Origin of the sequence: Streptomyces griseoviridis, assembly GCF_005222485.1 — a bacterium.
Taxonomy (GTDB): Bacteria; Actinomycetota; Actinomycetes; order Streptomycetales; family Streptomycetaceae; genus Streptomyces; species Streptomyces hintoniae.
In genome coordinates this window covers 2,810,123-2,833,566 of sequence record NZ_CP029078.1, presented here as the reverse complement: position 1 = coordinate 2,833,566, position 23,444 = coordinate 2,810,123, and the positions used below count along the sequence as shown (strand labels likewise).

The following is a 23,444-nucleotide window of genomic DNA, read 5'->3' as shown; positions in this document are numbered from 1 at the left end:
CCCGCCACGGCCGGTCGGACAGGCGCCGACACAGCCGGGTTACCAGAAATTCATGCCCTGCGGGAACTCCGGACACCGGTCTCTACGTACTATTACCGGCCACCTATCACCCGATCCACAGACCGATCACGCACCACAGGGGAGCCTCATGCGTCATTTCGGGCACATCGCCCCTGAGGTGAGACAGCGCCTCTTCCACCAGGAGCCGTGCGCCTTCGGCACCGACTCCCCGGCCAGGCTGCTCGCCGCCGCCCTGGGCGCCACGCTCTACAGCCCCGCCACCCGCCCCCGGCTCGCCGACGACATCGTCAAACAGGCCGAGCTGGGCGTGGTCTCGATGGTGCTGTGCCTGGAGGACTCGATCGACGACGCGGACGTGCCCGCGGGCGAGGAGAACCTCGTCCGCCAGTTCGCCGACCTCGCCGCCCGTCCGGGCGCCGACCTCCCGCTGCTGTTCATCCGGGTCCGCACCCCCGAGCAGATCCCCGACCTGGTGGCCCGCCTCGGCCGCGACGTCCGGCTGCTGTCCGGGTTCGTGTTCCCGAAGTTCACCGAGGAGCGCGGCATCCCGTTCCTGGAAGCCCTCGCCTGCGCCGAGACCTCCAGCGGGCAGCGCCTCTTCGGCATGCCCGTCCTGGAGTCCCCCGAGCTGCTCTACCGCGAGTCCCGGGTGGAGACCCTGGAGGGCATCGCCCGCGCCGTCGACAAGTACCGCGACCGGGTCCTCGCGCTGCGCCTCGGCGTCACCGACTTCTGCTCCTCCTACGGCCTGCGCCGGGCCCCCGACATGACGGCCTACGACGTCCAGGTCGTCGCGTCCGTCATCTCCGACGTCGTCAACATGCTGGGCCGCGCCGACGGCACCGGCTTCACCGTCACCGGACCGGTCTGGGAGTACTTCCGGGTACCCGAACGCATGTTCAAGCCGATGCTGCGCAACAGCCCCTTCCTCGAAGGGCAGGCCGTCGAGCTGCGCATGAAGCTGATCGAGCACGCCATGGACGGCCTCCTGCGGGAGATCTCCCTCGACCAGGCCAACGGCCTGACCGGCAAGACCTGCATCCACCCCTCCCACGTCCTGCCCGTGCACGCGCTGTCCGTGGTCAGCCACGAGGAGTTCTGCGACGCGGCGGACATCCTGCGGCCCGAGCGCGGCGGCGGGGGCGTGCTCAGGTCGGCGTACACGAACAAGATGAACGAGGTGAAGCCGCACCGGGCGTGGGCCGAGCGGACCATGCTGCGCGCCGAGGTCTTCGGCGTGGCACGCGAGGACGTCAGCTTCGTCGACCTGCTCGCCGCCGGCATACCCGGCTGAGCCTCACCACCTCCTAGGGACGCATGAACATCGCAGGAACCAACCGGGTCTGGTCCGGCAGCTGGGTCACCGAGCGCCTCGGCATCGAGCTGGTGGGCGACGACCGGCTGACCGAGCTGCTCGGCCTCGCCCTCCGCCGCAACCCCAAACGCGCGCACCTGCTGGTGTCGAACGTGCTGGGCAAACACGTGCCGCAGGCGCCGTCCGTGGTCTACGGCTACGGCTTCACCCTCGGCCGCCGGGTGCGCGAGCTGCTCGGCGACGACGACGCCGGCGCCGCCGTCGTCCTCGGCTACGCGGAGACGGCGACCGGCCTCGGCCACTCGGTCGCCGACGGCCTCGCGGTCGCCCCCTACCTCCACTCCACCCGCCGCCCGGTGCCCGGCGTGGCCGCGGCGGGCGGCTTCGAGGAGTCCCACTCGCACGCCACGTCCCACCTGCTGCTGCCCGAGGACCCGGCCCTGCTGGTCGGCGACGGACCGCTGGTCCTGGTCGACGACGAGTTCTCCACCGGCAACACGGTCCTCAACACCATCCGCGACCTGCACGAACGCTATCCGCGCCGCCGCTATGTGGTGGTCGCGCTGGTCGACATGCGCTCACCCGAGGACGCGGGCCGCCTCGACGTGTTCGCCCGCGAGATCGGCGCGAGGGTCGACCTGGTGACGGCGGCCTCCGGCACGGTGAGGCTCCCGGAGGGGGTCCTGGAGAAGGGCCAACGCCTGGTCACGGAACACGAACCGAGGAACGTGAGCGCGGCTACCGCGGAAACGGGGGAGCACGCCTCGACCGACCAGGCGGCCACCCTCCCAGGGGCGCAGTCTCCGGCCGACGTCCCGACCGACGAGGCCGCCACCCACCCAGGGGCGCAGACTCCGGCCGACATCTCGACCGACCAGGCGGCCACCCTCCCAGGGGCGCAGTCTCCGGCCGACATCTCGACCGACCAGGCCGCCACCCACCCAGGGGCGCGGCGAACTGCGCGACCAGCCCCCACCGGCCCGCACCCGACGACCACCACCCCCGCCACCCCCGGCCGAATAGACCGCGTCGACCTCCGCTGGCCGCAGGGCCTCCCCGACGGCGGCCGGCACGGCTTCACCCCCGCCCACCGCGCCCGCCTGGAGCACGCGCTGCCCGCGATGGCCGCCCGCCTCGCGGAGGCGCTGCCCGCCGACGCCCGCCGCGTCCTCGTCCTCGGCTTCGAGGAGCTGATGTACGCCCCGCTGCGCCTCGCCCGCGAGCTGGAGCAGGTCGTCGAGGCGGAGGTCCGCTACTCCACCACCACCCGCTCACCCGTCCTCGCCGTCGACGACCCCGGTTACGCGATACGCACCCGCCTCGCCTTCCCGGCCCACGACGACCCGGCCGACGGCCCCGGCGAGCGGTACGCGTACAACGTCGCGGGCGCCGGCTTCGACGCCGTCGTCGCCGTCGTCGACTCGACCGCCGACACCCCCGCGCTGCGCGCGCCCGACGGGCTGCCCGCCCGGCTCGCCGAGCACACGCCGCACGTCCTGCTCGCGGTGGTCCCCTCGTACGTCCCCGCGCCCCTGTACGTCGCCGCTCCCCCTGGAGAGAGACCCGCCATGCTGCCCGAGCCCCTCCGCGGCCCCGCCTTCTCCTCCTACGCGCCGGACGAGGTCGGCTGGCTGCTCCAGGACCTCTCGGGCATCACCCTGGAGGCGCCGACGGAGGAGCGCGAGGAGGCCGTGCAGAGCGGCGGCGCGCACTACGCGGAGTCGCTGCCGGTGGAGTACCAGCCGAGCGAGCACTACCAGCAGCTGTTCCAGGCGGCGCTGCACTCCTCCGCGAGCCGCATCGCGCGGGCGGTCGGCGCGGTCACCGAGGTGGTCCTCGCGGAACGCTCGCCGCGCCCCGTGCTGGTCTCGCTGGCCCGCGCCGGCACCCCGGTCGGCGTCCTGATGCGCCGCTGGGCCCGTTTCCGGCACGGTCTCGAACTGCCGCACTACGCCGTCTCCATCGTGCGCGGCCGGGGCATCGACGCCAACGCGCTGCGCTGGCTGGCCGCCCACCACGACCCGGCCGACGTCGTGTTCGTCGACGGCTGGACGGGCAAGGGCGCCATCACCCGTGAACTCGCCGACGCCATCCAGGAGTTCGAGGCCGCCGAGGGCATCACCGGCTTCGACCCGGAGATCGCGGTGCTCGCCGACCCCGGCGCCTGCGTGCGCACGTACGGCACCCGCGAGGACTTCCTCATCCCGTCGGCGTGCCTCAACTCGACGGTGTCCGGGCTGATCTCGCGCACCGTCCTGCGCGCCGACCTGGTCGGCCCGCACGACTTCCACGGCGCCAAGTTCTACCGCGAACTCGCGGGCGCCGACGTCTCGTCGGACTTCCTCGACGCCGTCGCGGCGCGCTTCCCCGAGGTCGCCGACGCCGTCGACGCCCAGGCGAAGGAGCTTCTCGGCGCCGACCGCGCCCCCACCTGGGAGGGTTGGGCGGCGGTGGAACGCATCAGCGAGGAGTACGGCATCCACGACGTCAACCTCGTCAAGCCGGGCGTCGGCGAGACCACCCGGGTGCTGCTGCGCCGGGTGCCGTGGAAGATCCTGGCGCGGGCCGGGGCGGGCGCCGACCTCGACCATGTGCGGCTGCTCGCCGAACAGCGCGGTGTGCCGGTCGAGGAGGTCGACGAACTCCCGTACAGCTGCGTCGGGTTGATCCACCCCCGGTTCACCCGCGGCGCGACCGGCGCCGACGGCAGGGCGGTGGCGGTCTGATGCCGGTGCTGGTGGCGAGCGACCTCGACCGCACGCTCATCTACTCGGCGGCGGCCCTCGCGCTGACCATGCCGGACGCGCGGGCGCCCCGGCTGCTCTGCGTGGAGGTGCACGAGAGCAGACCGCTGTCCTTCATGACGGAGACGTCGGCCGCCCTGCTGGGCGCACTCGGCGACGCGGCCGTCTTCGTGCCGACCACGACCAGGACCCGCAAGCAGTACCAGCGCATCAACCTGCCGGGCCCCGAGCCGAGGTACGCGATCTGCGCGAACGGCGGCCACCTGCTGGTGGACGGCGTCTCCGACCCCGACTGGCACGCGGGTGTCACCGCACGGCTGGCCGCCAGGTGCGCGCCGCTCGCGGAGGTCACGGACCATCTGCTGGCCACCGCCGACCCGGCGTGGGTGCGCAAGCAGCGGGTCGCCGAGGACCTGTTCGCGTACCTCGTCGTGGAGCGCGAACTGCTCCCCGAGGAGTGGGTGGGGGAGCTCGCCGCGTGGGCGGACGGCCGCGGCTGGTCGGTGTCCCTCCAGGGCCGCAAGATCTACGCCGTCCCGAAGCCGCTGACGAAGAGCGCCGCGATGCGGGAGATCGCCGAGCGCACCGGCGCCCACCGCACCCTCTCGGCGGGCGACTCCCTCCTGGACGCCGACCTGCTGGCGGCCACCGACCGCGCCTGGCGCCCCGCCCACGGCGAACTCGCCGAGGCCGAGTGGACCGCCCCCGGCGTGACGGCGCTACCGGAACGCGGCGTGCTGGCGGGGGAGCGCATCCTGCGCGAGTTCCTGACGGCCGCCCGGGAGCCGGCCCGCACGGATACCCGCACGGGCTGACCGTCCGAGCCCCGCGGGACACGTCGACGAGCCAACGTCGACGAGCCGACGGAAAAGGCCCCTCACGGGATCGGTGAGGGGCCCGGCCGATCCCGGGCCGCCCACGGACAAGGCCCCGCCCCCTAACCTGACAGTGCGACCTGTCCAGAGATTGGGGCGAGACCGTGCCATCTGACGCCACCCCCGACCCGTACACCGACCCGCTCGTCTTCGGCCAGCGGCTCCAGATCCTGCGCACCCGCCGCGGTCTGACCCGCGAGCAGCTCGGCGGACTCATGGGCCGCACAGGCTCCTGGCTCAAGGCCGTCGAGACCGGACGTCTCAAGACCCCGAAGCTGGAAGTGATCCTCCGCTTCGCCGAGATCCTCCGCGTCCGCGACCTGGCCGACCTCACCGGTGACCAGTCCGTGCACGTCGACCTGTTCACCGGCCCTGGCCACCCACGCCTCGCCGCCGTCAAGGCCGCCGTCGACGCGTTCACCCTCAGCGATCCCCGCGAAGCGCCTCCCGTCGAGCACCTCGACGCCCGCCTCGCGCGCGCGTGGGCCGCCCGCCACTCGGCGCCCCACCACCGCGACGTCATCGGCGCCCTGCTGCCGGACCTGATCCGCGACGCCCAACTCGCCGTCCGGCAGGCGGACACGGCAGCCGACCGGCGCGCGGCCCAGGCCCGCCTCGCCGAGGTGTACTCCCTGTCGCAGTTCTTCGTCGCCTACCAGCCCGACGCCGCCCTGCTGTGGCGCGTCGCCGAACGCGGGCTCGTCGCCGCCCAGGAGTCGGAGGACCCGCACACCCTCGGCGTCGCCGCCTGGCTGGCCGTCCAGGCCCACCGTGACGCCGGGCCCGCGCACCATGACGCGGCCGACGCGCTCAACCTCGGCACCCTGGAGCTGCTGACCCCGCTCCTGCCGGACGCCGACGACGACGTCCTCGCCATCGTCGGCGCCCTCACCTTCGAGGCCGGCTACACGGCGGCCCGCCGCGGCGAGACGGGCACGGCGTGGAGGTACTGGGACGAGGCGCGGACCATGGCGGACCGTCTGCCGCCCAGCTACTACCACCCCGTCACCAGCTTCGGCCGGGCCATCATGGGCGCGCACGCGGTGACCGTGGCGGTGGAGCTCCACCAGGGCGGCGAGTCGGTGCGGCAGGCAGCGGCGGCGGACAACCTGGTGATCCCGTCACGGCCGCGCCGGGCCCGGCACCGGATCGAGGCGGCACGCGGCTACCACCTCGACGGGCAGCCGGACGTCGCGCTGGCGACGCTGGCGCAGGCGCACGAGGCCGCGCCCGAGACGATCCGCTACAACGGCTACGCGAAGAGGATCGTCTGGGAGCAGACGGAGGCGAAGAGTCCGGCCCGGCGTCGAAGGGCGTCGGAACTGGCGGTGAAGCTGGGGCTGCTGGCGGCGTGAGCTGGACGGCTGAGGGCACAAACTGTGCCCCTGCCCGCCCGCGGTCGGCCCTACGGTCACCCGTGTGAGACGGATCGACCCGACCGCTTCGGAGGCCTGACCATGGGCGAGACCACGACGAGCACCCACGTCCTCGGCGGGCTCGCCCTGCTCGACGTTCCGGCGCCCGACCGGCTGACCGACCAGCAGCGCGCCGGTGCCCGCTGCGTCTTCAGCGGGATCCCCCTCACCACGACCGGTGCCGTCGATCTGGGCCGCCGTGACACCGTCCGCGCCGGGCAACCGGTGACCTGGTACCCGCGCGCCCACCGTGGGGAGATCCCCCGCGCCGCCCTGGCCGCGCTGTACGCGCACGCCCCCGGCTGCGAGCCCTGTCGGGACGAGGCGACGATCGACGACTGCCCGACCGGGGCGGCGCTCCGCAGGCTGATGCGGGAGTACCGGTGATCCGCGGTCACCGCGCGCAAGGAAAGAGCCCCGGCGGAAATGTGCCGCCGAGGCTCTGACCTGCTTGCTCGATGCTGTGGGCGCGGACGGTTTCGAACCGCCGACATCCTGCTTGTAAGGCAGGCGCTCTACCCCTGAGCTACGCACCCCGGGACCGGGCTCCGCGCCCAGGTCGAGTGGACAGCCTACCTTGCCGGGGCGCGGGCGCGGCACACCGTATCGGGGTCGGTGGCGGGGTGTTCGGGGGTTTTCCCCACCCTCGATCCGCCGGTGGCCCGGATGTCGTCGGCGGTGCCAGGTCCGTAGCGTCGACGGCGTCGCAGCAGCCGCACAGCCTGTCCCTGGGGGAGATCGTCATGGCTCGTTCCGTCACCGCCCGCGCGGCCCTCGCCGCCGGTGCCGTCCTGCTGCTCGTGGGGGCCGGCACCGCGTGCGGGGCCTCCGCGAGCGACGACGAGGACCCCGACCACCGCGCGTTCGCGCTCACCGGCACGACCCTCACCTTCGACTCGGACGACTCCGCGCTGGAGATCGTCGCCACCGACGCTGCCCCGGCGGGGAAGGTCGAGGTCACCCGGTGGTTCAAGGGCTCCGTCGTGTTCGGCTCGGACCCGAAGGCGACCTGGTCGATGAAGGACGGCCGGCTGGTGCTGCGGGCGCGGTGCTCAGGGGTCGTCGCCGACTGCGCGGCCAGGCACCGGATCGTGGTGCCGCGCGGGGTCGCCGTCACGGTCGGCAGCGACGACGGGAGCGTCCGGGCCCAGGGGTTCACCCGTCCGCTGAGCGTCCGCACCCGGGACGGCTCCGTCGACGTCAGCGACTCCACGGGACCGCTCGACCTGCGCAGCGACGACGGCAGCGTGCGCGCCGACGGCTCCTCCCCGCGCGTCGCCGCCCGCACCCGGGACGGCTCGATCGACCTCCGGTTCGCCGCGGTGCCCGACCGGGTCTCCGCCGACAGCGACGACGGCGCCGTCACCGTGACGCTGCCGCACGCCACCTACCGGGTCACCACCAGGACCGACGACGGCTCGGTGGACGTCTCCGTGCCCCGCGACGGACACAGCGCCCACACGGTCACCGCGACCACCCGGGACGGCCGGGTGACGGTGCGCGCGGCGACCTGAGCCCGACGGCAGGCCCCGGCGCGCGGAGGCCGCTGCGCGAACCGCGAACTGATCGGCCCGTGTGTTCGTTCACCACCGGTGGGAGAATGGCAGGACACCCGCCGGGACGGACGACAGCACGGGAGAGGGATGTGACGGCGACACCACGAGAGCCGAACTCGCCGTTGGAGCCGCGCGCACCTCGTCCCGTCCGGGACACGCTCACCCTCGTCGCGCTGCCCCTGCTGGTCACCCTCGCCCTGCCCGGCGCGTTCGCGGGCGGCGGCACCCGGCGCTGGTTCGGCGGCGGCGGCGCCGAGAACCGGCGGGCCGAGGCCCAGGCCGCGAAGGACGCGGCGGCCGCCGCCTTCTACGAGTTGGACACCGCCCAACGCGATCTGCGCATCTCCATAGAGGCCATCACCGCGGTCGACGACTCGCCGGCCGCCCGCCGCGCCGTCGCCGACTTCGACGCCCTGGGCCGCCGCATCGACGAGGCGAGCCACCGCTACATCGAGGCCGTCGACTCCTACGACCTCGACCGCGACGACCTGGAGGCGTCGGTCGCCGCCCGCGCGCGCACCGATCTGACCGCGGCCAAGGACGAGTTGGGGCGGGTCAAGCAGGACCTCGACCGGTTCGCCGACGGCCTCGGCCCGCTCCTCGGCAAGGCCGAGACCCAGCTGGCCCGGCTGGCACCCGCCGTCGAACGGGCCCGGCAGGCGCTGCTCGCCGCGTCGAACGCGCTGGACGCGGTTCGCGCCGCGGGACTGCGGGCCGACGACCTCGCCGCCCGCCTCGCCGCGCTCGCCCCCGAGCTGACGAAACTGAACCAGGGCGCGGGACAGCACGGCGTCCCGCAGACCCTGGAGCGCGCCGAGCGGGTCGCGCGGGCGGCCGAGGCGGTCCGCGCCGAGGCCCACGAGCTGCCCGAGAAGGCCGCGGGCATCGACCACCGGCTGGTCTCGCTGCGCACCCGCGCGCAGGCCCTCACCACCCGCGCCGGGCAGGTCGACCCGGTCCTGAGCGAGCTGCGCCGCCGGTTCACCGCCGCCTGCTGGCAGGACCTCCAGCAGGTGCCCGACGAGGCCGTGGAGAACGTCCGGCAGGCCGAGCGGAAGCTGCGCGAGGCGCAGAGCGCGCGGGACGCCCAGCGCTGGCCGGACGCCACGGCCCTGCTGTCGACCGTGCGGGCCCTTCTGACCGCGACCGACGAGTCGGTGTCGGCCGCGGGCGACCGGCTGCACCGGCTGAACGCCGTCCAGAAGGACCCCCAGCAGGAGATCGACCGCACCCGGTTCGCCATCCGGGACGCCCAGCGGCTCGCGATGTCCGGCCGCACCACCCCCGACCCGCGCCACGCCCGCCCGCTGGACGACGCGGTCGCCCGCCTCGACCGGGCGGTCGGCACCCTGGAGGGCAGGCACCCCGACTACTGGCACTTCCTGACGGAGACGGAGGGGGTGCGGGAGGCGGTGGCCCGGGTGGTCGGGCAGATCCGCGACGAGCGCGGCGGCGGACAGTGAAGGGCCTGCGCCCCCTGGGGAGTTCGCCCGCCGCCCGCTAGCCTGTCCGTATGCCTCGCTACGAGTACCGCTGCCGTACCTGCGGTGACACCTTCGAACTGAGCCGCCCGATGGCGGCGTCCGCCGACCCCGCCGACTGTCCCGCGGGCCACGACGACACGGTCAAGCTGCTGTCGACGGTGGCGGTGGGCGGCTCCGCGTCCGCCTCGGCACCGGCGCCCGGACCGGCCGGCGGTGGCGGCGGTGGCGGTGGATGCTGCGGGGGCGGGTGCTGCGGCTGACCCGATGGGCCCGATCGGCCCGATGGGCCTGACGGGTCTGACCGGCGCTGCGGGCGCGACTGGCGCGGCGCCGCGTCAGCGGTGACGTGACGCGTACGGGCCTGACGTGCGAGGGCCCGGCCAGTGACGGCCGGGGTCCCGCCGTCTCCGGCGCGTGCGGGTCGGCTGTCTCCCGCGCGTGGGTTCCGCCGTCTCCGGCGCGTAGATCCGCCGTCTTCGGCGTGTGCGGGTCAGCCGTCGTGCGGGTCCGGGTGCTTCAGGGACATCCGGGCCGAGACCCGCTCCGGTGCGGCGACCTCCGCCCAGAAGCGGTGCGTGCTGACGAAGACGGCGAGTTCGTGCTCGCGCCTGCGGAGCTTCTCCACCTCGGCCTGCTCGTCGTCCGACCAGCCGGGGGAGGCGGGGCGCTCCACCTTGCGCCAGCCGCCCGTGTCGCTGAAGCCGTCCAGGGGCACCACCGACCAGGGCAGCCGCTTGAGCAGGGCCGACAGCTCGGCCCGGACCTGATGCAGCTCCTCCTGACCGGCACGGAGATCACTCGGAAAGTCATAGGTCGTTGCCACCCGGCAATGGTACGCCTGTTCGATTTTGAGAAGCGAGTTGCTTCCGGGGGTTCATGCGAACGGGTGCGGAGCTGATGCTTCCGCCGTGCGGAACGGATGCTTCCGTGCCGGGGTGGAACCCTGCTCGCCGGGCGGGAAGCTCGCGTGCGGTTGTCGAACGTTGTTGAACCCGGTCACGGAGACGGCGAACTCCATGGGCCCGGTACCGGGCCCATGGAGTTCGGGGCAGGGGTGCGGGCCGTCGGATCAGCCGCGGCCCTTGAGCCGTTCGACGGCCGCGACGCCGACGGCGGCCAGCGCGATCTGGATGATCAGCTCGATCCAGTCGATGCCGCCGGTGTCGGCGACCCCGAGCGCGGTGGCGATGGCCGTGCCGACCAGGGCGGCGACGATGCCGACCAGGATCGTCCAGAGGATGCCGATCCGCTGCCGGCCGGGCAGGACCAGGCGCCCCAGGACTCCGATCACGATGCCGATCACGATCGCGGCGATGATGCCCGAGATCTCCATGCCTGACTGCCTCTCCTCAAGTTCCTCTACAACGGTGTCGATAGCAGACTGCCCCGGTCCCGCCGGGACACTCGTCCCTTTCGCGAGCCGTTTCAGGTCGCCGGAAGCCAGGGGCGCCGTTGTCGGACCCGTGCGCGAGACTGGAGGCATGTGCCGCAGCATCAAGACCTTGCGTCCGCCCTCGTTGCCCGAGGAGGCGACCGAGGAGGACATCCGGGCCGCCGCCCTCCAGTACGTCCGGAAGGTGTCCGGCTTCCGGGCGCCCGCCGCCCACAACCGCGAGGTCTTCGACCACGCGGTCGACCAGATCGCCGAGGCCACGGCCGCCCTCCTGGACGGCCTGGAGATACGCGGACGGACCGCCGCCCGCTAGCGGCGCGCGCCGCCTACGCCGTCTTCGGCTGGCGGCGCACCACGTACACCGCGCCCGCGCCCGCGGCGAACAGGGCCAGCACCGAGACGCCGGTCGCCAGCCAGGTCGCGCCGAGCCACTGGCCGCCGAAGTAGCCGAGGGCGACGCTGTACCCCGCCCAGGCCAGGCCCGCCAGCGCCGACCAGGGCAGGAAGTCGCGGGCCCTGCGGTGCGCGGCGCCCGCGCCGAGCGAGACGACCGAGCGGCCCGCGGGGGCGAACCTGGCCAGGATCACCAGCGCGCCGCCGCCCCTGGCCAGGGCCTGGCCGAGACGTTCCTGCGCATGGGTGAGACGGCGGGAGCGGGCTATGGCGCGGTCGAGGCGCGCCCCGCCCCGCCAGGCGAGCCGGTAGGCGACCAGGTCGCCGACGAGGGACGCGGCGGCCGCGCAGAGCGTCAGGGCCAGGATGTCGGGGACGTCGGGCGAGACCCGGCCGGTCGCCGAGCCCGCGGCGGCGGCCGTCGCGGCGGTGATCACCAGCACGCCGCTCGGCAGGACCGGCAGGAACACGTCGAGCAGCACCGACAGCGCGACCATGACATAGATCCATGGGCCGCCCGTCAACGCCCCCACACTCTCCAGCACCACAACTCCCCGTGACTCCCCCGTGGCCTGACCGTGCCGCGATGTCGCAGGGGAGCGGCAGGGGCGACCGACAACAGCGAGACAGCGTACGCCCGGAGGGTGACGGGTGGTGCACCGGGGGCGACCGTGACGTGGGACGCCGTTCACCCGGCTGCCCGCCAGCGGGGGCGGACGGCCCCGGAGTCCCGTAGCAACGGACGCAGGGGGTCGCACAGCGTCGACCCCGTCGACAGTGAGGACGGAACTCATCATGGTGGCAGGAATATGCGCGGGCGCCGTCGCGGCGGCCGTTCTGGCGGCCGGCACCGGCGGTGCCCAGGGTTACTCGGTACGGGCGGAGGCGCATTTCGCCGCGCCGGGCGCCGCCCACGCGAAGGCGTTCACCTACGACCGGAAGCTGGTCCCGGCGGGCTCCTGGATCGAGGTGCGCCAGCACACCGCGGACAGCGGCGCCACGTCCGTCCGGCTGCGGGTCACGGGTCTGGTGCCGGGACACGCGTACGGCGTCCACGTGCACCAGAAGCCGTGCGCGGCCGACCCCGCCGCGGCCGGCGGGCACTACCAGCACGAGCCGTCCACCGACCCGGCCGCCGCCAACCCCGACAACGAGGTCTGGCTCGACTTCACGGCCAGGCGCGACGGCGCCGGCTCGGCGGTCGCCCGGCACAGCTGGGACTTCAGGCCGGGGGAGGCGTCCTCCGTGGTGATCCATGACATGCCGGGCACCAAGGGGGCGCGGGTGGCCTGCCTCACGGTGCCGTTCGGACCCCGCGACGGCCGCTCCTGACGACGACGCCCGACGGGCCTCCTCCGGAGAACCGGGGGAGGCCCGTCGGCGGCCGTCCACTGATGGCCGGGGATCGGTAGCGGTGGATCAGTCGTGGTGGGTCAGTTGTGGTGGATCAGTCGTCGTGGGTCAGGCGTCGTGGGTCAGGCGGTGACCGGGGTGCGCTCGACTGACTCCGTCGTCGACGAGCGCCGGGTGAACAGCCGGTCGAGGCCGAACGCCCCCGAGCCGGTGAAGACGAGCAGCAGCAGGGCCCAGCAGAACATCGCCGAGGCCTCGCCGCCGTTCTGCATCGGCCACAGGGCGCCGGGCTGGTGCACCTTGAAGTAGGCGTAGGCCATCGAGCCCGAGGCTATGAAGGCCGCCGCCCTGGTGCCCAGGCCCAGCAGCACCAGGACGCCGCCGACCAACTGGATGACGGCCGCGTACCAGCCGGGCCAGGCTCCGGCGTCGACGGTGCCGCCGTCGGTGCCGGCCGCGCCGCCGAGCACACCGAACAGGGAGGCGGCGCCGTGGCAGGCGAACAGCAGGCCGACGACGATCCGGAACAGGCCGAGCGCGTACGGCTGGACGCCGTTGAGACGTGCGGACATGTGGGGGGTACTCCTTCGGGTCGACCGGTCGTGGGGGGACCGGTCCGGGGACGAACCGAGTGAGTGACCAAGGTTAGGAGCGGCTAATCGATGCTTGCAAGTTCAACATTCGGCCACGGGTCCGATTCCGGATACGGCTTCGGATCGGCCGTCGTCGCACGCAGGACCGCTCGCGCCACCGCGTCCGCATCCGAAAGCGTGACCGAATCCACCCCTGGCCTGGCCCCCGCCGCGGTCACCCAGTGCACCCCTTCTGTCGGCACTCCGAACGCGAACCTCCTTGCGTGCGGGCGCCCTTGGCGGTCGATCAGGTGATAGGGGCGGCCCGTCACGTCCAGGCCGCCGGTCTCGTAACCGTCCACCGTGTGCGGCCGGCACGCCCCGGTCCTCAGCAGCCCCGCGAGCAGTGGGTCGGCCGTCCGCCGAAGTTCCGGTTCCGGTAGCCGGGCCTCTATCAGGGTGGTCACGCGGACCTCGGAGCCGGGCACCTCCAGGGAGCGGGCCAGCCAGGCGCCGTCCTCCTCCCGCACCTCCAGGCGCGGGCCGAGCACCTCCATCACGCCCGCTTCGAGGAGCGCGGTCAGCTCCTCGGTCCTGCGCCGGGGCGGCCCGATGGACAGGAACGCGTTGAGCGGGGTGTACCAGCGGTCCAGGTGGTCGCGGCGGGAGACGCCGGTGAGGCCGCCGTGGTCGACCACGAGGCGTATCTCGTTGCGCAGGTCGCGCAGCACGTCGAGGGCGGCCTTCACGGGACCGTCCAGGTTGCCGAGGGCGGCCTCGGCCGCGTCCGCGCGCAGATGCGCGAGCAGCCACGCCCGCCACTGCCCGGGATCGGCGAACTCCCGTCGCGCGTACGGGCGGGAGACCAGGTCCCAGTCCCAGCGGTCGGCCCGCGCCACCCCGAACTCGTCGAGGAACAGGGCCTCTTGAGGGTCGCCGTGCGGGACGGCGAGGTAGCGGTCCGCGAGGTCGGGGCGGCGGGTCAGGGTCGTGTAGTAGACCGTCTCGACCTCCTTGGCCACCAACGGCCATATCTCCGCGCGGAAGTCGGGCGCCTCACCGGAGTCGGCCCGCTTGCGCAGGCCCGCGATCACCTCGGGGGTGAGGACCAGCGGGGTGTGCCGCCCGTAGGGGCCCTTGGCGTTGTCGCCGCGCGCCTGGTAGGGGACGCCGCGCCGGGACCCGGCGTACAGGCGCGGCTCCCGGCCGGACGGCAGGTAGCGCAGCCCGCCGGGGCCGGGGACGAAGCGGCCGCCTCTGCCGGTCGTCAACAGGGCGGTGTGGTCGAAGAAGTTGAGGCCGAGGCCGCGCAACAGCACCGGCTCGCCCGGCGGTACGTCATCGAGGTCGAGGTCGGCCGGGTTGGCGGGCGCCAGATGGCGCAGCCCGTGCCGCTCGGCGTACCCGGCCAGCCTGACCCCCTCCGCGTCCGGCACGACCGGCAGATGGCCCTGCGCGAGGACCACGGCGGCCAGACCGGTCAGCACCAGCCCGTCGTCCAGCGTCAGCGTCTGGCCCCCGGCCGCTCCGCGGCCGTCCCCGCCGTCGGCCCCGGCCGTGGCGGTGCCCTCGGCCGCGGTGTCGGCGTCGTCGAGGCGGACCGCGCGGGCCCGGTGCGTGACCACCCGGACCGACGGCGGGGCCTGCCGCACCACCCGCGCGAACACCCACTCCAGGTACCGGCCGTAGAGCGCCCGGGTCGGGTACTCGTCGGGGCCCAGTTCGCCCGCCGCCCACTCGTAGAGGCTCGGTCCTGGCAGGACGGGGCCCGAGCAGTCCACGCTGTCGTCGGTGAACAGGGTCACCTGGCAGGCCACGGTGTTCATCAGCAGCTCGGGCGACTGCTGCGGGCGCCACACCCGGCCCGCGCCCGGCGGCGCGGGGTCGACCACGTGGACCGTCAACCGCCGACCGGGAGCGAGCAGTTCGGGCGCGGAGGCGCACAGGCGCTCCAGCACGCTGGTGCCGCGCGGCCCGGCGCCGACCAGGGCGACGGAGACGGGGGCCTGATCCGCGGTCGGTGCAGACAAAACGGTGACTCCCGGGCATGTGGGGGCGCGGCAGGGGAAAACGCCCGACGGAAGCGGACGGTCCGCATCATCATGCCGTCAGCCTCCGCAGAAGCCAACGCGGACCCCGATCAGGAGAGCCGCCCCTCAGGTCGTGGTCAGGGCGGACTCCTCCACGGTCGTGAGGGTGCCGTCGTCCCGCGCCCGTTCCAGGCGCAGCCTCGCCGAGCGCCCCCGCACCGTGAGCGTCATGAGCTGGTTGCCGAACCACGGCCCGCCCGTCCTGCGCCAGCTCACCCCCGGCCGGGGGCAGCGGCCGTGCCGGGCCAGCCGTCGGCCCAGCGCCCTCGCCACCCGGCTCCAGCCGAACCGGAAACCGACCTTGACCCAGCCGGGGACGGAGTTGTGGACGGGTGAGCAGGTCAGTTGCAGGACCCGGGCGTCGGGGGCGGGGGTGCCGTCGGGCCAGCGCGGCTCGGCCACGTACGCGTGGTGCACGTCCCCGGAGAGCACCAGCACCGTCGCCGGTGCCCGCGGACCCGAACCGGCCTCGGCGAGCAGCGCGGCCAGCTCCTCGAACGACTCGGGGAAGGCCGCCCAGTGCTCCAGGTCGGCGGTGCGCCGCAGCCGTTCCCCGAACCGTGCCCAGCGCGGCCCGCGTTCGCCCCGGCAGAGCGCCGCGTCCCACCGCTCGGCGTCGTGCACCAGGTGCGGCAGCAGCCAGGGCAGCGAGGTGCCGATCAGCAGGTGGTCGTAGGACCCCGGCGCGTCGAGGGCCTGTTCGCGCAGCCAGGCGAACTCGCCGGGGTGCAGCATGGCGCGGTTCTGCTCGTCGAGGACGCGGGCCGCGCGGGAGTCCGCCATCAGCAGCCTGACCCGGCCGAAGTCGCGCCGGTAGCTCCAGTGCGCCGAGGTCGGGTCGGCGTCCGCCGCCTGGGCGAAGGCGCGCAGCGCGTCGGTGCCGTCGGGGACCGCGCGGACGGCGGCGTAGAGGGGGTCGGCGGCGAGCGCGGCCGGGGTGAGGTTGCCCAGGTGCTGGTGGACCCAGTACGACATCAGACCGCTCAGCAGCCGCTCCTGCCACCAGTCGGTGGCCCGCATGTCGGCGAGCCAGGCGGCGGAGGTGTTCCAGTCGTCGACGAGATCATGGTCGTCGAAGATCATGCAGCTCGGCACGGTCGACAGCAGCCAGCGGATCTCCGGGTCGAGCCAGGACTCGTGGTAGAGGCGGGTGTACTCCTCGTAGTCCGCCACCTCGCCGCCCGGTGGTTCGCCGAGGTCGCGGCGGGCGGCCAGCCAGCGGCGGGTGGCGTCGGAGGTCTCGTCGGCGTACACCTGGTCGCCCAACAGGACGAGGACGTCCGGGCGTTCGCCCTCGGGGGCGGCGGCGATGCGGGAGGCGAGGGAGTCCAGCGCGTCGGGTCCGACCGGGTCGGGTTCGTCGGACGGCGGCGCGGCCCAGCGGCAGGACCCGAAGGCGACCCTGACGGCGTCGTCGTCGCGTCCGGTGCGGATCACCGAGGGCGGGAAGCGGGAGTCGGGCGGCGGCCAGGCGCGGACGCCGTCGAGGAACACCTCGTAGGCGGTCGTGGTCCCCGGGGTCAGCCCCTCGACGGCGACCAACGCGTAGTGATGGCCCGCGACTTGGAAGGTGCGGGTGCCGGCCCGGGTGCCGTCGGCGCAGCGCACCTCGGCGGCGCACGGGCGGCTCGTCTCGACCCAGACGGTCGCCGACGAGCCGTCCGCGTACCTCAACAGGGGACCAAGGCGCAGTTCGGCCATGTGTCGTCACCCACCCTCTCCGTCGCCCCGTACGGTACGGAACGCGGGCGCCGGGTGGGGAGGTTCAGGGCCGGAATCCGGGACCGGCCGGTGCGGCGGGCCGGCGCGGGCGGCCGCACCGGCTGCCGGGCGGGCGGGTCAGCAGCTCGCGAGGTAGCTGGTGAGGGCGCTCTTCTCGGCGGAGTCGACGGAGAGGTCGTAGTAGTACTTCACCTGGACCCAGGCGCGGACGTAGGTGCAGCGGTAGGACGTCAGCGGGGGCACCCACTCGCCCGGGTCCTTGTCGCCCTTGGACCGGTTGACGCTCGCGGTGACCGGGACCAGCTGGGGCCGGGTGACGTCGTTGGCGAACGCCTGCCGCTGGGCGGTGGTCCAGCCGCTCGCGCCGGAGTCCCACGCCTCGGCGAGCGGCACCACGTGGTCGATGTCGAGGCTGGAGGCGGCGGTCCAGGTGACGCCGTCGTAGACGGAGTACCAGCTGCCGCTGGTCGCGGTGCAGGCGGAGTTGACGACGACGTTGTCGCCGTCCCGCTTGATGACGTACTCGCGGGTGTTGCAGGTGCCGCTGATGGTGATCCAGGTCGGGAAGAGGTCCCGGTCGTAGCCGGTGCGGTTCTCGGTGGCCACGGTGAGCTGGGAGAGGTAGCTGCGGGCGGTGGCCGCGCTGACCGGGGTCGGGAGGGCGGCGGACGCGGTCGGACCGTTGAGGAGTCCGACGGAGGCTATGAGCCCGGTGAGGGCCGCCACTATGCTCAGCCGTCGACGCGCGTAGAACTTCGGCATGCGAACTCCCTGGGGATGTGGGGGCGTTGGGGTGCGAGCGAAGGAATGCTCGCGGTGCCGTATTGCCGTGGGGTGTGCGTGCGGTTAGAAGTTAGTGACGTGCACATGACAGGGCAAGGTGCGGGGGCGAACTTTCACGAGGGGGGGCGGGGGAGCGCCGGGGGTGGGAGTCGGGGAGGCGGTGTGCGCGGGAACGCGGGGGTGGTGCGCGGGGGCGCGGGGGTGATGTGAGGGCGGTGTGCGCGGGAACCCGGCGGCGGTGTGGGTGGGAACGCCGCGGCGGTGCGCGCGGGAACGCGGCGGCTTGCGGCCTGAACGTCCGATGAACTCTCGCGGCCCCCACTGGCGGAAAGGGGGTTCATTTTGTACCGTGGAGAAACAAAGTGGCTCCCGCTCGTTCTCCCTGACCGGCGGGCGGGGCCGCCTTGGTCCCGCGGGGCGCGACCCGTACGCCCCGGCCCCCGCCCCGCGCCTTGGAGCTGCCGATGACGGCCACCACCGTGCCCACCGTCCTCACCGCCCGCGCCCTCCTGCTCGACATGGACGGCACCCTCGTGAACTCCGACGCCGTCGTCGAGCGCTGCTGGCGCCGCTGGGCCGACCGGCACGGGCTCGACGCGGACGAGGTCATGAGGGTGGTGCACGGACGCCAGGGGTACGCGTCGATGGCCCTGCTGCTGCCCGACCGGCCCATGGCGCACAACCACGCGGACAACGCGCGGATGCTCGCCGAGGAGACCGCCGACCTGGACGGTGTCGTGCCGGTCCCCGGCGCCCCGGAGTTCCTCGCCTCCCTCGCCGGCCTCCCGCACGCCCTGGTGACCTCGGCCGACGTCGCGCTCTCCACCGCCCGGATGACCGCGGCGGGGCTGCCGCTGCCCGACCTCCGGGTCACCGCGGAGTCCGTCGGCGCCAGCAAGCCCGACCCCGAGGGCTTCCTCAAGGCCGCGGCGGAACTGGGCATCGACCCCGCGGACTGCGTGGTCTTCGAGGACTCCGCCGCCGGTATCGCCGCGGGCCGCGCCGCCGGGATGCGCGTGGTGGGCGTCGGCCCCCGTGCCGACTTCCACGACCCCGACGTGGTGGTGCGGGACCTCACCCAGGTGCGGGTCGACAGCGCGGGCGAGGCGGGGCTGCGGCTCTCCATCGGATGACCGCTCCGGCCGGCCTCACGGCGCCGACGTCTCCGCCTCCAGTCGCTGCCGCGTCGCCGCGCCGTACACGCCTGGACCGTCCTCCTGGACGCCCCTGGCCCATTGGTAGCCACGGACAGCGGCCTCGACCCGCCGCCCGTACCTGCCGTCGACATCACCGACGTACAGGTTCAACTGGCGCAGTCTGAGCTGTAGTTCGGTGACCTCGGCGCCCTGGTCGCCACGGCGCAGCACCGCGGCGGCGGTCGGGGTCGGCTCGACCGGCTCCTCGACCGTCACCGGGTCGGACGGCGTCCCGCTCGGCTCCACCGACGCCGAGGCGCTCGGCGTCGGGCTCGCCGCCGACGGGGACGCCGACGGCGGCCCGGACGGGGTGGCACCGGCCGCCGGGCGCGACGGCACGGCGACCGGCCGGGTGGCCGCGGCCGACGCCGACGGCGCCTTCGACGCGGGCTCGGACTCCCGGTCGGGGACACCGGCCCGGACACCGTCCGCCCGTGAGTCGTCCCGGGTCGGGGACTCGTACGACAGCACACCGACGGCCAGGCTCGCCGCCACCACCGCGACGACGGCGCCACCGGCCCCGAACAGCACGGCCCGCCCGCGCCGCCCACGCCGCGCAGGGCCCGACCCGGCGGCGTCGACAGAGCCGAGCGGATCGAGCGCGTCGACGACGTGGGGGGCGCGGATACGGGCGGACGCCGGGACGGTGCCCAGGGTCAGCGTTTCCTCGGTGAGGGCGGGCGCGGGCTCGGATTCGGGCGCCGGGGGCGTCGCTTGACCGGGTGCGGGTGCGGGTGCGGGTGCGGGTGCGGGTGCGGCCGGCACGACGCGTAGGGCCATCGTCTCGTCGGAACGAGGCGCGGGCGTGGCCTCCTCCGAGGCGTCCGGGGCGGGCTGCTCCGCTGACCGGCCCGCGGTGTCTTGAGCGGCGCCCTGAGCGGCACTCCTGGGGGCTGCGGAGGCTTCTGGTGCTCCGGGTGCTCCGGGTGCTCCTGGTGCCACTTGTGTTCCTGATACGCATGGTGCCCCTGGTGCGGCCGGGGCGATCGAGGCCGCCGGTGCTCCGGGCGTTCCCGGTGCTCCCGACGCGGCCGTCGCTCCCGCCGTCTGCGCTCCCGCGTCCGGGTTCGGGTCCGCGTCCGGGTCCGGGTTCGCGTCCGGTTTCGCCGAAGCCGCCTGGGCCGTCGGGCCGGACGGGACCAGCGTCCCGGGCTCGCCCGCGCTCCCGTCGCCGGCGACCGGATGCCGTTCGTCCGGCCCCTCCGGGGCCTCCGAGGCGGCCTGACCACGCGGCGCCTCATCCGTGGTGTCCGGTGCCGTCGGCGCCGGTGTCGTTCCCGCCCCCGTGCCCAGGGCCACGTAGGGCCTGATGCGCATCGGGTTGAAGTCCTCCGCCGCTGCCGCCTCCGCCTCGCGGGCGTCGCGCAGGGCGTCCGCCGCGCGCCGGTTGCAGGCGCAGGACGGGGAGCCGTCCGGTGTTCTGGGTGTGCCGCACTCCGGGCACAGGCGGTCTCTCGAGACAGTCACTTGTTCTTCCCTCCCCTCGCGCCCCCACGCGATCTCCAGAGATTATGCGGATCTCCTTCACCTCGTCTCACCGAAGCCCCGGAATGCCTGGTTCCGGGCGGGTCCGAACGGGACTCGACAGGCCATAACCGCGCACACCGATCACCATGGACGTGGGACAAGAGCCTCGGGAGGCCTCGATGGCTGGAGACGCGCGCGGCACGAGCGGCGACGTGCGGGACGACGGACCGCCCGAGAAGCCGCCCGAACGCGGCAGCGCCGCCCAGCAGCACGTGCCGGGGAACGTCCTCGTCCCCATCGGCGCGCTGCTCCTCGGCCTGCTGCTCGCCGCCCTCGACCAGACGATCGTCTCGACGGCGCTGCCGACCATCGTCAGCGACCTCGGCGGCCTCGACCACCTCTCCTGGGTCGTCACCGCGTATCTGCTGGCGTCGACCGCCGCGACCCCGCTCTGGGGCAAGCTCGGCGACCAGTACGGGCGCAAGCGGCTGTTCCAGACCGCGATCGTGATCTTCCTGATCGGCTCGGCGCTGTGCGGCGTCGCGCGGAACATGCCCGAGCTGATCGGCTTCCGCGCGCTCCAGGGCCTCGGCGGCGGCGGGCTCATCGTGCTGTCGATGGCGATCGTCGGGGACCTCGTCCCGCCCCGCGAACGCGGCCGGTACCAGGGCCTGTTCGGCGCGGTGTTCGGTGCGACCAGCGTCCTGGGACCGCTGCTCGGCGGCGTGTTCACCGAGCATCTGAGCTGGCGCTGGGTCTTCTACATCAACCTGCCCGTCGGGATCGTGGCGCTCGCCGTGATCGCCACCGCCCTGCACATCCCGCGCCGCTCCACCCCGCACGTCATCGACTACCTCGGGACGTTCCTGATCGCGGCGGTCGCCACCTGCCTGGTCCTGGTCGCCTCCCTCGGCGGCACCACCTGGGCGTGGGGCTCGGCGCAGATCATCGGGCTCGCGGTGCTCGGCGTGCTGCTGGCCGGCGCGTTCGTGGCCGTCGAGCGCGGGGCCGCCGAACCCGTCCTCCCGCTGAGCCTGTTCCGGGTCCGCACCTTCACCCTCGCCGCCGTGATCAGCTTCGTCGTCGGCTTCGCGATGTTCGGCGCGATGACCTACCTGCCGACCTTCCTCCAGATCGTCCAGGGCGTCTCGCCGACCATGTCGGGCGTGCACATGCTGCCGATGGTGGTCGGACTGCTGCTGTCGTCGACGGCGTCCGGGCAGATCGTCAGCCGCACCGGGCGCTGGAAGGTGTTCCCGATCGCCGGCACCGGCATCACCACCATCGGCCTGCTGCTCCTGCACCGGATGACCGAGTACACCTCGACCGCCGAGATGAGCGTCTACTTCTTCGTCTTCGGGTTCGGACTCGGCCTGGTCATGCAGGTGCTGGTGCTCATCGTGCAGAACGCCGTCTCGTACGAGGATCTCGGCGTCGCCACCTCGGGCGCCACCTTCTTCCGCTCGATCGGCGCCAGCTTCGGCGTCGCCATCTTCGGGACGGTCTTCGCGAGCGGCCTCGGCAGCAGGCTCACCGACGCGCTCCTCGGCTTCCGGCTGCCCGCGGGGGTCTCGCCCGACACCCTCAAGGCCGACCCGCGGGGCATCGCCGCGCTGCCGTCCGCGCTGCGCCCGGCGGCGCTGCACGCCTACGCGTCCGCGATCACCGACGTCTTCCTCTACGCGGCCCCGGTCGCGCTCCTCGGGTTCGTGCTCGCCTGGTTCCTCAAGGAGGACCGGCTGCGCGGCTCCGTCACCGCGCCCGACGTCTCCGAGACGCTGGCCAGCAACCCGGTGCAGCGGTCCTCCTACGACGAGGTCTGCCGGGCGCTGTCCACCCTCGGCACCCGGGAGGGGCGGCGCGAGATCTACCGGACGATCACCGCGCGGGCCGGCTACGACCTGCTGCCCGCGGCGAGCTGGCTGCTGCTGCGGATCAAGAAGTACGGCTGGGCCGAGCCCGGGGTGCTGGCGGAGCGCAGCGCGGTGTCGCTGCCGGTCATCCTCGCCGCGGCCCGGCAGGTGGAGGAGCGCGGCCTCGGGGTCAGGGAGGGCCTCGACCTGGTCCTCACCGACCGGGGCCGCGAGGTGGCGGGCCGGCTCGCCGACGCCAGGGAGGCCTCGCTCTCCGAGCTGCTCGGCGACTGGTGGGGCCCCGACCGGCCGACGGACCTGATCCATCTGGTGAGGCTGCTCAACGAGGAGTTGTGCGGCTCGGACCAGGAGCAGCCGCACAACGGGTCCGCTCTGCGGACGCGTTGAACCTGCCGCGCCGAACCGGTCGAGGGGACCGCCGCAACGGCCGTGCGTGAAGGGCGAGTTCGGGGGTGACGGCGCAGGTCGCGCCGGTGGCGGAGGAAGTGGGGGGATTCCGTGACCGTTTGGACGGCGGCTTTGGGGCAACCCGGACCGTGAACCGGCCCGTTGGGCCGACACAGCGGAAGGCATCCATGTCCACAGGCATGATCATCGTTCTGATCGTGATCGTGGCGGCCGTAGCAGTCGGCGCGGTCGCCCTGACCCTCCGGTCCCGGGGCGGACTCGGCGGCGGGGATCTGAAGCGCCGCTTCGGACCCGAGTACGACCGGGTCCTGAGCCGGCACGACGGCGACACCAAGGCCGCCGAGCAGGAGCTGGCCGGGCGCGTGGAGCGCCACGGAGCGCTGCGCGCGAGGGAGTTGGACCCGCAGCGGCGCGAGGAACTGACCGCGCGCTGGACGGCCGTCCAGGAACACTTCGTCGACGCGCCGCAGGAGGCCGTCGCGGAGGCCGACCGGCTGCTCGCGGAGGTCGCCGCTGAGGTCGGGTTCCCCGCCGCGGGCCAGGGCGACGAGCAGCTCGACGCGCTCTCCGTCCACCACCCCGCCCATCTGCACGGCTACCGGCAGCTCCGGCACGCGTCCGGCGGCGGCCGGCCGGAGACCGGCACCGAGGACCTGCGGGAGGCCCTGGTCGAGGCGCGGTCCCTGTTCGAGGAACTGGTGGGCGCGCAGGCCGGTCCCCGGCGGCGCTCCCACAGCAATGGCCAGCACGTCAATCGCACCACCGTCAAGGGGGGTTGAGGAA

The 23,444-nt window shown here is 73.9% G+C and carries 21 protein-coding genes and 1 tRNA gene; 13 read left to right on the top strand and 9 right to left on the bottom strand.

Going from position 1 to position 23,444, the window contains the following annotated elements; all coding sequences use genetic code 11:
• Positions 1 to 148: 148 nt before the first annotated feature.
• The 5 genes from DDJ31_RS11655 to DDJ31_RS11635 all read left to right on the top strand — a co-directional run bounded on the left by DDJ31_RS11655 (position 149) and on the right by DDJ31_RS11635 (position 6,757).
• A complete protein-coding gene (locus DDJ31_RS11655) occupies positions 149 to 1,315 on the top strand; it encodes an HpcH/HpaI aldolase/citrate lyase family protein (RefSeq protein WP_127180344.1) in 1,167 nt (388 codons plus the stop codon).
• 23 nt (positions 1,316 to 1,338) lie between these two features.
• On the top strand, positions 1,339 to 4,062 hold the full coding sequence (locus tag DDJ31_RS11650; RefSeq protein WP_127180345.1) for a phosphoribosyltransferase: 2,724 nt from the start codon (positions 1,339 to 1,341) through the stop codon (positions 4,060 to 4,062).
• Complete coding sequence (locus DDJ31_RS11645; RefSeq protein ID WP_127180346.1) at positions 4,062 to 4,895, top strand: HAD family hydrolase; 834 nt, start codon at positions 4,062 to 4,064, stop codon at positions 4,893 to 4,895. The genes DDJ31_RS11650 and DDJ31_RS11645 overlap by 1 nt, the downstream gene beginning before the upstream one ends.
• A gap of 164 nt (positions 4,896 to 5,059) precedes the next feature.
• Complete coding sequence (locus tag DDJ31_RS11640) at positions 5,060 to 6,310, top strand: helix-turn-helix domain-containing protein (RefSeq protein WP_127180347.1); 1,251 nt, start codon at positions 5,060 to 5,062, stop codon at positions 6,308 to 6,310.
• Between the two features lie 102 nt (positions 6,311 to 6,412).
• Complete coding sequence (locus tag DDJ31_RS11635) at positions 6,413 to 6,757, top strand: hypothetical protein (RefSeq protein WP_127180348.1); 345 nt, start codon at positions 6,413 to 6,415, stop codon at positions 6,755 to 6,757.
• A gap of 77 nt (positions 6,758 to 6,834) precedes the next feature.
• On the opposite strand, the gene DDJ31_RS11630 is transcribed toward DDJ31_RS11635, so the two are convergent.
• Positions 6,835 to 6,906: transfer RNA gene (locus DDJ31_RS11630), tRNA-Val, on the bottom strand.
• 207 nt (positions 6,907 to 7,113) lie between these two features.
• Between DDJ31_RS11630 and DDJ31_RS11625 the strand changes: the two genes are divergently transcribed.
• The 3 genes from DDJ31_RS11625 to DDJ31_RS11615 all read left to right on the top strand — a co-directional run bounded on the left by DDJ31_RS11625 (position 7,114) and on the right by DDJ31_RS11615 (position 9,670).
• Positions 7,114 to 7,884: a DUF4097 family beta strand repeat-containing protein gene (locus tag DDJ31_RS11625; protein WP_127180349.1), complete on the top strand. Its 771-nt coding sequence runs from the start codon at positions 7,114 to 7,116 to the stop codon at positions 7,882 to 7,884.
• Positions 7,885 to 8,015: 131 nt separating this feature from the next.
• Positions 8,016 to 9,389, top strand: coding sequence for a hypothetical protein (locus DDJ31_RS11620; protein WP_127180350.1), 1,374 nt, complete (start codon positions 8,016 to 8,018; stop codon positions 9,387 to 9,389).
• 50 nt (positions 9,390 to 9,439) lie between these two features.
• Positions 9,440 to 9,670 carry an FmdB family zinc ribbon protein gene (locus DDJ31_RS11615; RefSeq protein ID WP_127180351.1) on the top strand — a complete coding sequence of 77 codons (231 nt, stop codon included), beginning with the start codon at positions 9,440 to 9,442 and terminating at the stop codon, positions 9,668 to 9,670.
• 230 nt (positions 9,671 to 9,900) lie between these two features.
• On the opposite strand, the gene DDJ31_RS11610 is transcribed toward DDJ31_RS11615, so the two are convergent.
• Both DDJ31_RS11610 and DDJ31_RS11605 read right to left on the bottom strand, forming a co-directional pair.
• Positions 9,901 to 10,233 (bottom strand): hypothetical protein, encoded by a 333-nt coding sequence (locus DDJ31_RS11610; RefSeq protein WP_127180352.1) that lies wholly within the window; start codon positions 10,231 to 10,233, stop codon positions 9,901 to 9,903.
• A gap of 246 nt (positions 10,234 to 10,479) precedes the next feature.
• Entirely contained in the window at positions 10,480 to 10,743 is a 264-nt protein-coding gene (locus tag DDJ31_RS11605; protein ID WP_127180353.1) for a GlsB/YeaQ/YmgE family stress response membrane protein, read from the bottom strand.
• A 148-nt stretch (positions 10,744 to 10,891) separates the two neighbouring features.
• Between DDJ31_RS11605 and DDJ31_RS11600 the strand changes: the two genes are divergently transcribed.
• A complete protein-coding gene (locus tag DDJ31_RS11600) occupies positions 10,892 to 11,116 on the top strand; it encodes a DUF2277 domain-containing protein (RefSeq protein ID WP_127180354.1) in 225 nt (74 codons plus the stop codon).
• A 13-nt stretch (positions 11,117 to 11,129) separates the two neighbouring features.
• Here DDJ31_RS11600 and DDJ31_RS11595 read toward each other — a convergent pair whose 3' ends face one another.
• Complete coding sequence (locus DDJ31_RS11595) at positions 11,130 to 11,741, bottom strand: DedA family protein (protein WP_164784990.1); 612 nt, start codon at positions 11,739 to 11,741, stop codon at positions 11,130 to 11,132.
• 250 nt (positions 11,742 to 11,991) lie between these two features.
• On the opposite strand from DDJ31_RS11595, the gene DDJ31_RS11590 reads away from it, so the two are divergent.
• Complete coding sequence (locus DDJ31_RS11590; protein WP_127180355.1) at positions 11,992 to 12,528, top strand: superoxide dismutase family protein; 537 nt, start codon at positions 11,992 to 11,994, stop codon at positions 12,526 to 12,528.
• Positions 12,529 to 12,671: 143 nt separating this feature from the next.
• Here the strand turns inward: DDJ31_RS11590 and DDJ31_RS11585 are convergent, their stop codons facing one another.
• From DDJ31_RS11585 to DDJ31_RS11570, 4 genes are all read right to left on the bottom strand, one after another.
• Positions 12,672 to 13,121, bottom strand: a complete 450-nt coding sequence (locus tag DDJ31_RS11585; RefSeq protein WP_127180356.1) for a DoxX family protein — start codon at positions 13,119 to 13,121, stop codon at positions 12,672 to 12,674.
• An 83-nt stretch (positions 13,122 to 13,204) separates the two neighbouring features.
• Positions 13,205 to 15,151 (bottom strand): FAD/NAD(P)-binding protein, encoded by a 1,947-nt coding sequence (locus DDJ31_RS11580; protein ID WP_127180357.1) that lies wholly within the window; start codon positions 15,149 to 15,151, stop codon positions 13,205 to 13,207.
• A 126-nt stretch (positions 15,152 to 15,277) separates the two neighbouring features.
• A complete protein-coding gene (locus DDJ31_RS11575; protein ID WP_127180358.1) occupies positions 15,278 to 16,912 on the bottom strand; it encodes an alkaline phosphatase D family protein in 1,635 nt (544 codons plus the stop codon).
• Between the two features lie 138 nt (positions 16,913 to 17,050).
• Complete coding sequence (locus DDJ31_RS11570; RefSeq protein ID WP_127180359.1) at positions 17,051 to 17,695, bottom strand: HNH endonuclease family protein; 645 nt, start codon at positions 17,693 to 17,695, stop codon at positions 17,051 to 17,053.
• A 485-nt stretch (positions 17,696 to 18,180) separates the two neighbouring features.
• On the opposite strand from DDJ31_RS11570, the gene DDJ31_RS11565 reads away from it, so the two are divergent.
• Positions 18,181 to 18,849: an HAD-IA family hydrolase gene (locus DDJ31_RS11565; RefSeq protein WP_127180360.1), complete on the top strand. Its 669-nt coding sequence runs from the start codon at positions 18,181 to 18,183 to the stop codon at positions 18,847 to 18,849.
• Between the two features lie 15 nt (positions 18,850 to 18,864).
• On the opposite strand, the gene DDJ31_RS39640 is transcribed toward DDJ31_RS11565, so the two are convergent.
• Positions 18,865 to 19,692 carry a peptidoglycan-binding domain-containing protein gene (locus DDJ31_RS39640; RefSeq protein WP_171480810.1) on the bottom strand — a complete coding sequence of 276 codons (828 nt, stop codon included), beginning with the start codon at positions 19,690 to 19,692 and terminating at the stop codon, positions 18,865 to 18,867.
• An 866-nt stretch (positions 19,693 to 20,558) separates the two neighbouring features.
• On the opposite strand from DDJ31_RS39640, the gene DDJ31_RS11555 reads away from it, so the two are divergent.
• Together DDJ31_RS11555 and DDJ31_RS11550 are read left to right on the top strand one after the other, a co-directional pair.
• Complete coding sequence (locus DDJ31_RS11555) at positions 20,559 to 22,640, top strand: MDR family MFS transporter (RefSeq protein ID WP_127180361.1); 2,082 nt, start codon at positions 20,559 to 20,561, stop codon at positions 22,638 to 22,640.
• 188 nt (positions 22,641 to 22,828) lie between these two features.
• The gene (locus DDJ31_RS11550) at positions 22,829 to 23,440 is read left to right on the top strand and encodes a hypothetical protein (RefSeq protein ID WP_127180362.1); all 612 of its coding nucleotides are present in this window, start codon (positions 22,829 to 22,831) and stop codon (positions 23,438 to 23,440) included.
• Positions 23,441 to 23,444 lie beyond the last annotated feature (4 nt).